The 7,645-nt window shown below is 72.4% G+C and carries 7 protein-coding genes and 1 rRNA gene; 3 read left to right on the forward strand and 5 right to left on the reverse strand.

The window, feature by feature from the left end; translation table 11 throughout:
- Nucleotides 1-163: 163 nt before the first annotated feature.
- The 5 genes from ACGF7U_RS20025 to ACGF7U_RS20045 all read right to left on the reverse strand — a co-directional run bounded on the left by ACGF7U_RS20025 (nucleotide 164) and on the right by ACGF7U_RS20045 (nucleotide 5,774).
- On the reverse strand, nucleotides 164-3,247 hold the full coding sequence (locus ACGF7U_RS20025) for an FG-GAP-like repeat-containing protein (protein WP_393108614.1): 3,084 nt from the start codon (nucleotides 3,245-3,247) through the stop codon (nucleotides 164-166).
- Between the two features lie 109 nt (nucleotides 3,248-3,356).
- Nucleotides 3,357-3,830: a DUF6098 family protein gene (locus tag ACGF7U_RS20030; RefSeq protein ID WP_393108616.1), complete on the reverse strand. Its 474-nt coding sequence runs from the start codon at nucleotides 3,828-3,830 to the stop codon at nucleotides 3,357-3,359.
- Nucleotides 3,831-3,950: 120 nt separating this feature from the next.
- Nucleotides 3,951-5,009 (reverse strand): tryptophan--tRNA ligase, encoded by a 1,059-nt coding sequence (gene trpS, locus ACGF7U_RS20035; RefSeq protein WP_393108618.1) that lies wholly within the window; start codon nucleotides 5,007-5,009, stop codon nucleotides 3,951-3,953.
- 88 nt (nucleotides 5,010-5,097) lie between these two features.
- On the reverse strand, nucleotides 5,098-5,274 hold the full coding sequence (locus ACGF7U_RS20040; RefSeq protein WP_393108620.1) for a hypothetical protein: 177 nt from the start codon (nucleotides 5,272-5,274) through the stop codon (nucleotides 5,098-5,100).
- Between the two features lie 50 nt (nucleotides 5,275-5,324).
- Entirely contained in the window at nucleotides 5,325-5,774 is a 450-nt protein-coding gene (locus tag ACGF7U_RS20045; RefSeq protein ID WP_393108622.1) for a PRC-barrel domain-containing protein, read from the reverse strand.
- Nucleotides 5,775-5,936: 162 nt separating this feature from the next.
- On the opposite strand from ACGF7U_RS20045, the gene ACGF7U_RS20050 reads away from it, so the two are divergent.
- From ACGF7U_RS20050 to ACGF7U_RS20060, 3 genes are all read left to right on the forward strand, one after another.
- Entirely contained in the window at nucleotides 5,937-6,500 is a 564-nt protein-coding gene (locus ACGF7U_RS20050; RefSeq protein WP_393108624.1) for an alpha-ketoglutarate-dependent dioxygenase AlkB, read from the forward strand.
- Nucleotides 6,501-6,536: 36 nt separating this feature from the next.
- A complete protein-coding gene (locus tag ACGF7U_RS20055; RefSeq protein ID WP_393108626.1) occupies nucleotides 6,537-6,797 on the forward strand; it encodes an SCO4848 family membrane protein in 261 nt (86 codons plus the stop codon).
- A gap of 776 nt (nucleotides 6,798-7,573) precedes the next feature.
- Nucleotides 7,574-7,645, forward strand: a 16S ribosomal RNA gene (locus ACGF7U_RS20060); the annotation flags it as partial.

Here is a 7,645-nt window from a genome sequence, read left to right on the forward strand (position 1 = left end):
CACCAGACCGCCCGCCCGGCCCGGAGCCACCACTCCCTCGTGCGGGAGTCGGCGACGGCGGCCGTGACGTGCCCCCCGGACGGGCGTCGAACCGGGTCTTCCGCCGGGACGGGACCGCCCCCGGTCGCCGTGGCGTCCGGGGGCGGTCCGTGCTGGCGCACGCTCAGACGATGATCTTGTACGTGTTCCAGCCGCTGCCCCGCTGCACGCGCGGTGCGAAGGAGCCGTTGCCGAGGCCGGAGTAGCGCCAGAGGATGCCGCCCGCGTCGCGGGCGACGAGGTCGTTGCGGCCGTCCTGGTCGAGGTCGCCGATGGCCACGACGGAGTTGTAGATGTTCCAGCCGGCGAAGACCTTGACCCGGCCGCTCCAGCCCTTGTTGCCGTTGCTGGTGTAGCGGTACATGGTGCCGGTGGTGTCGATGCCGAGCAGGTCGCCGTGGCCGTCGCCGTTGAGGTCGCCGGCGCCGATGACCTTGGGATAGGTGCCCCAGCCGGAGCCGACCTGGACGCGGGGGTTGATGCCCCCGCGACCGGTGGTGGTGTAGAGCCACAGCTTGCCGTAGGTGTCGATGCCCAGGATGTCGTGGTGGCCGTCGCTGTTGACGTCACCGGGCGCGAGGATCGACCGGTACATCATCCAGCCGCCGCCCAGGCTGACGGTGGCGGCGCCGCCGAAGTGCATCTGGCTGTTGCCCAGGTGCGCCTTGAGGTACCCGTTGCCGTCGCGGACGAGCAGGTCGGGATGGGCGTCGCCGTTGTAGTCACCGAACGGCACCAGCGCCGACGTACGCGCCGCGCCGGTGCAGCTCAGACACCAGTTGTCCGTCCACCCGTTGTTGAGCAACTCGCCGGTCGGCTCCCCGCCGTTGGTGTCGCCGTACCAGTGGCCGGCGCCCGTGGACTTCACGCCCAGCAGGGACGGGCTGCCGGTGCAGTCCACCGTCCGGAACGGGAAGGCGCCGCAGATGACCAGCAGGCTTCCGGACCCGATCGTGGTCTCCGGGCCGCCGTCCGTGGTGCCGTACACCGTCCAGCGGTACCCGCCGCTCGCGGCGAACCCGCCCGACGGGAGGCGGCCGTCCCAGCGCACGTCGAGCCGGTCCCGCGCGGGGCCCCCGGTCCGCTGCATCACCGCGTCGCCCGTCGACTTGCGGGTGACGGTCACCCGCCAGGACGACAGTGGCCGGGTCGGGTGGAAGGTGCCGGTCCAGTACCGGGCCTCCTCGGTGGTCGTCCGCGGGTGGCTGCTCGCGGACGTCACCGCCCTGCCGATCGCGGGAGCGGTGCCCGGCACGCCGGTGTCGATCACATGCACGGCGTTGTCGCCGTCGACGTACGCGACCCCGCGCCCCTGGCGGTCGACGGCCCAGCTGTGGCCGCGGCTGTCGGCGCCGGCGCCCTTCGGGAGGCCGGCGAGCGTGACCGGGGCGTGGAGGGTGCCGTCGTGGAACGCGGTCATCCGCAGCGCACCGGTCTCGTACCGGACGAGGAAGCCGTCGCCGAGCAGCGCCGGCCCGGAGGGCACGGTGATGTTCCTGTTGTTCCGCAGGTCGTAGACGCCGGCGGGGCCGGTGGCGCCGCAGGCCCACCACAGCCAGCGGGCGCCGGTCTGCACCTCGGTGGGCACGCACGCCGCGCCGGTCGACACCGACCGCTGGACCTTCAGGCTGGGCAGGCTCAGCTGCTGGAGCTGGCCGTTGGCGCCGGTGGCCGTCCAGAGGGTGTCGAACCAGAGCGCCGCCGCCCGGATCGGCCCGGTGCGCAGGACCTTCGTCTCCGCCACGTGCGCGACGTACTGGGTGGCCGGCGAGCCGCCGTCCACCACCGCGTACTCGTCCATGGCGTCGACCAGCCGCGCTCCGGTGGTCGGGACGACCATGGACAGGTCACCGGCGCGGCGGGTGCTGATCATGGTCTGGCCGTTGATCTCGCGCAGGTAGGTGACGCCGTCCTGGGCGCCGTCGACGATCCGCACACACCGCGGCTCGCCCGGGCAGCGGACCGAGTAGGAGCTGACGGTGCCCGCCCGCTCGGCGACGGCGCCCGCGGCGTCCGGCGACAGGGCGTGGTTGAAGAGCGCGAAGTACGTCTCACCGGTGCTCGGCAGCACCTGCGTCTGCAGGTGGCGTACGATCCCGCGTCGGATCGCGAGGCCGGCGTTGTCGACGGGGTCCCGTACCGGCATGACCGCGGCCCGGGCGGGCTCCCCGGGGGTGGCGGTGTACCGGTGCACGGCCCAGTCCCGGGAGGTGGAGCCGCCCACGGCCAGGGCGGTCCCGCCCGGCCCCTGCACGAGCGACTCCCTGGCCTGGGCGCGGGGTAGCACCACCGTCCGCGAGGTGCCGTCGAGCGCCACCGTGACGACGGAGCCCTCGGTCGCGCCGGACGGGGGGTCGGCGAGAGCGACCACCCGGTCACCCAGCACCGCGGCGCTCGACCACGTGCCGGCGATCGTGGCGGTCCGGGCGGCGGTGTCCGTGCCGGAGGTCAGGCCCGCCCGCGAGTGGACGTGCACCGCGCCGGCGCCGACCCATGCCACGGTGTCGCCGGAGAGCCGGAAGCTGGCCGTGTTCGGGGCGGCGCCGGCGCCGGGGATCGGCACGACGCGCGCGGTGGCGATGTCGAGCAGGCCGTACCAGCGCTTGCCGTCGGGGCCGGTCGCCGGGACGACCACCGATGCCGCGTCGCCGACCCGCGCGTCGTCGAGGTAGCCGCTGCCGGCCGGCAGGCCCGCGACGGGCCTGCTCTCGGTGACGTCGCCCTCGGCACCGACCGTCCGCAGTTCCAGGCCCATGTCCGGATGGCGGACGAGGATCGAACGCCCGAAGACGCCGAAGAGGGAGCCTTCCGCCGGCCGGGGCCAGTAGTCCCAGGTCCGCTCGCGAAGGTCGTAGACCCCGAAGCGGGTGGGGTCGTCGACGGGGTGCCTCTCCCAGACGGAGACGGCGTCGCCGCCGGCGGGCCGGATGTCCGAGGGCTGGTAGCCGTTGAGCCCGGCGGCAACCGTCTCCCCCGTGTCGTACCGCGTCCAGTGGTGGTTGGTGGACGCGTTGTGCTTGTGCAGGAAACCGGACTCGCCCGCGAGCAGGATCCTCTCGACGGGCAGGACGGTCGGTTCGTATTCGGGGATGACGGCGATCTCGCGGGGTGCGGTGCCGGTGTCGGAGGCGGCCGGCGCGGCCGGCACGGTCAGCAGGCCGAGGGCGAGGGTGGTCGCCAGGGCGCCTGCCGGAAGACTGCGGCCCAAAGAAGTTCCTCCTGGATGGGGCTGCGCACAGATGCGCGGAGCCTATCCGCAGGACCATCGACGCACGTGCCGCCGAACGGACGATTTCCGCCCGCCCGCGCGGGGCGGTTCAGTCCGCCCGGTGCAGCGGCCCCCACTCCGACGACGCCTGCGCCTCGACCGCCCGGTCCGCCTCCCGCAGTGCCCGCTCCGACACCCAGGCGACCGGCCGGTGGCAGTGCACCAGCGGCTCGTTGTCCGGCCCCCGGCCGCACTGTTCCCCGACCAGCACCCAGGGCCGTACGCCGGGGCCGCGCAGCTCGCGCAGGTGGCAGTAGTCGTAGAGGCGCCGGGCCACCCACAGCCGCAGCGGCCGGTCGCCCCACCACGACTCGACCGCCAGCGGGTTCGCGGAGAGGCCGGGCAGGTCGATGCCGGTCAACGCGTCCTTGCTGGACTGCCCGGACCCGCGCCCCCCGCCCAGGTCCGCGCCGGGGCCCCGGGACCACCGCACGTACAGCTCCTCACCGGGGTCGGCCCTCCGCAGCAGGTCGACGAGCTGGTCCAGCCCGTCGACGACCGGCATCACCGCCTCATGTCGCACGCTGCCCATGGTGCTCCACTTGCCCCGGGGGCGGCCGGCCATTCATCCCAGTTCGAGGTGGGTCGCCGGCCCGGAACCGGGGGGTCCGGTTTCCGGGCCGGTCGCCGCGCGTACGACCGATCAGGCCGGCGTGGCCGCGGCCCTGCGGCGCCGCTCGGCCCGCCGCCGCACCTGGGTGTACGCGCTCGTCAGCCCCATCGCCCGGCGGGCCTCGACGAGCGTCTGCCGCACCTCGCGCCGGGTCCGTTCGGTGCCCTCGACGATCAGCTCGTCGACGAGGCCCGGGTCGGCCTCGAACCGCGCCCGCCGCTCGCGGATCGGGTCCAGGAACCGGTTGAGCGCGGCGGCCAGCTTCTCCTTGACCTCCACGTCGCCGACGCGCCCGGCCCGGTACCGCTCCTTGAGGTCGTCGACCTGCCCCCGGTCCGGGTTGAAGATGTCGTGGTAGGCGAAGACCGGGTTGCCCTCGACGGTGCCCGGCACGTCGGCGCGGACCCGGTTCGGGTCGGTGTACATCCCCATCACCTTGCGGCGGACGGTCGCCGCGTCGTCGGAGAGCGCGATGGCGTTGCCCAGGCTCTTGCTCATCTTCGCCCGGCCGTCCGTGCCGACCAGGGTCGGCGTCTCGGACGCGATCATCTCCGGCACGGGGAACACCTCGCCGTAGAGGTGGTTGAACCGGCGGGCGATCTCCCGCGTCACCTCGACGTGCGCCGCGTTGTCCTTCCCCACCGGGACGACCTGCCCCTTGACGCAGAGGATGTCGGCCGCCTGGAGGACCGGGTAGCCGAGCAGGCCGTACGGCATCTCCTCCTTGCCTGCGTCGCGGGCCATGTCCTTCAGCGACGGCACCCGCTCCAGGCGGGGCACCGTGACCAGGTTCTGGAAGAGGGTGTTCAGGTCGCCGACCTCAGGGATGGCCGACTGGAGGTAGAAGACCGCCCGCGCCGGATCGACGCCGGCGGACAGCACGTCCGTGACCATCTCCCGGGCGTTGACCGCGACCCGCTCGATGTCCTCGCGGGTGTTGCGCGTGGTGAGCATGTGCAGGTCGGCGATGATGAAGAAGCTCTCGTAGCGCTGGTGCAGCCGCACCCGGTTGGCGATGCTGCCGACGTAGTGGCCGAGGTGCAGCCGCCCGGTGGGGCGGTCCCCGGTGAGCATTCGTGGAACAGACACGGTGGTACGCCTTTCGTGCGTGACGGACGAAGGTGCGCGCGGTCGCGCGCCGACCGGGAGGGTCGTCCCGGGATCGGTCGGGGTCGGCTCAGTGAGCCGACCGCCATCGCCCGCCGTCGCGGAACCGCAGTCCGCCGGCACGAAGGAGGTCGATCATCCGCTCGCGGCCGTCGCCGGAGCTGGTGGGGAAGGTGGTCACGACGCCGAGCGGGAGGCCGTCGACCGGGTCGACGACCTCCGGCGCGTAGCTGATCGGCCGGACCATGTCTCCCACCGTAACCGGTCCGTCCGTGCGCGGGTGACCCCTGCTGGCGGTCAGCCCCGCCGGTAGGTCTCCCGGTAGTAGTCGCCCACCCGGTCCCGGTAGTCGGGCTTCCGGTAGCCGTCCGGGTCGAACGGCGGCGACTCCTTGACCTGCTCCCGGGTGCGGTCCACGTGCACCGTGCGGTCGAGGTGGTCCACCCGCGTCACCGTGCCGACCGGCAGCAGCACCTTGCGGCCGAAGATCCACGGCCCGGTGTCCACCACCAGCCAGCGGTCGTCGGTGTCGTCGCTGGCCTCGTCGATCGAGCCGATCCGCCCGTCGACGGCCTCCACCCGGTAGCCGACCAGGTCGACGGGGGTGCCGGGGCCGGGCGCGTCCGGTCCGCCGCCGGTGCCCTCCGGCCTCTCCGGCGGTGCGGCGTCCGGGCTGGCCGGGGCATACCCGCCGGCGAGGGCGGACGGGTCGCGCCAGGTCCAGGGGTTGAACGTCGACGGCTGCACGGGTCACCTCCGATGACGGTCTGCGCCGGTCCCGACAGCAGTGCCCCACCCGTACCGGCGGGAAACAGCGCGGCGTGTCCCGGTCGCCGAGATGCCGAAGATGCGGCGACCGGACTCCGGATGCGTCCGCGCCGGCGGCATCCTGCCGTTACCGTCGGGCTGATGGGACGAATGCGGGGCATCCACGAGCGACCCGCGGGCCTGACGTACCAGCCGGACCTGATCGACCCCGACGAGGAGCGGTCGCTGCTCACCGCGCTCGCCGCGTTCGACTTCCGGGAGGTCCGCATGCACGGGCAGATCGCCCGCCGGACCGTCCGGCAGTTCGGCTTCGACTACGACTACGGATCGTTCCAGCTCACCTCCGGCGAGGCGCTGCCGCTGGAGCTGGAGGGAGTTCGGGAGCGCTGCGCCGCGTTCGCCGGTGTCCCGGCGACCTCCCTCGCCCAGGCCCTGGTCACCCGGTATCCGCCGGGATCGGTCATCGGCTGGCACCGCGACGCCCCCGCCTTCGGGCCGACCGTGGTCGGGCTCTCGCTGGGCTCCGCCTGCCTGTTGCGCTTCCAGCGGGGCACCGGCGAGGAGCGCAGGGTGTACGAGGTGGAACTGGCGCCGCGGTCGGCGTACGTGCTCGCCGGCGCGTCGCGGTCGAGCTGGCAGCACAGCATCCCGCCGGTGCCGGCGCTGCGTCACTCGATCACCTTCCGGCAACTCCCCGGCGCCTGACCAGCACGTAGGGCGGCGCTGGCATACTCGGCAGCCATGGTGCTGTCGCGCGGCTGGGCGCTCTTCCTCACCGGGGTGGGGATCTGGACCTGGGTGATCTGGCCGAGGTTCGCGGTCGCCATCTGGAAGGACCCGCGGTCCTGGTCCACCGGCACGGTCGGCGAGTTCCCCGCCACGGGCTTCCTGTGGATCCATGCCCTGCTGATCGCGGCGTCGTTGGCCATCGGCACCACCGTCGGCGTGCTCGGCATCCGCGCCTGGCGTGCCGGCCGGCGCGCCGGCGGGTCGATCGACTGACCGACAGGCTTCGGGGTCGTCGACGGAATATCCGCGGCGCTCGGTTCGCTGTAACCCGTGTCCGCGGGTGACGCGACCGCACAGAAAGCACGCGTCGGGTCACCGCATCGCCGCTGAGCAGGCCAGATAGTCGGGCGGTAATGATGTGACGGGGGACGCTGCCCCCGGATTTGACGTTCAAACCCGCAGACGCGTAACTTTCTCTCTGCCAGCGCGGAACGGGGCAAACAGGGCAAGAACCTGGAGCACCGAGCCGGACTGGTGCCGGATCGGACGGGAGCCAGCTCCTGGACGAGCCGGGCCGGGCGGGGCCCACCGGATCTGCCGCGAGGCGGATTTGGCGGAGCGGAGCCGACCGGGTAAGGTTCGACGCCGGCAGGGAACCGGGCGAGCTCGCGGGAGACCGCGGAGCGGCCGGTCTGCCAAATCCGATGATCACACGCAGCGGTCACTGCTGCGCGCGCTCAGCGGAGCCGACCCGCACGAACCGTGACAGACCGGGACAAACGGTTTGACACGGCGGAGACGGTGAGGTAACGTAGTAGAAGTGCCCGGCGCGAAGCGCCGGGGATGCGAACGAAATGCCCCGGGTCGGGGGCTCCACGGGTGTGGGGTTTCCGGGCGGTGTGTGGTTGTTCTTTGAGAACTCAACAGGGTGCTTGATAAGCCAGTGCCAATTTGATTTATACCCCGGACTGGCAGGCCACTTTGTGGTTTGTTGGTTTGGATTCCTTTGGCAACACTATTTGTTGCCGGGACAGTTTTTCAACAAGTTTTTGTTGGAGAGTTTGATCCTGGCTCAGGACGAACGCTGGCGGCGTGCTTAACACATGCAAGTCGAGCGGAAA

The organism is Micromonospora sp. NPDC047670, from assembly GCF_043204915.1.
Lineage (GTDB): Bacteria > Actinomycetota > Actinomycetes > Mycobacteriales > Micromonosporaceae > Micromonospora.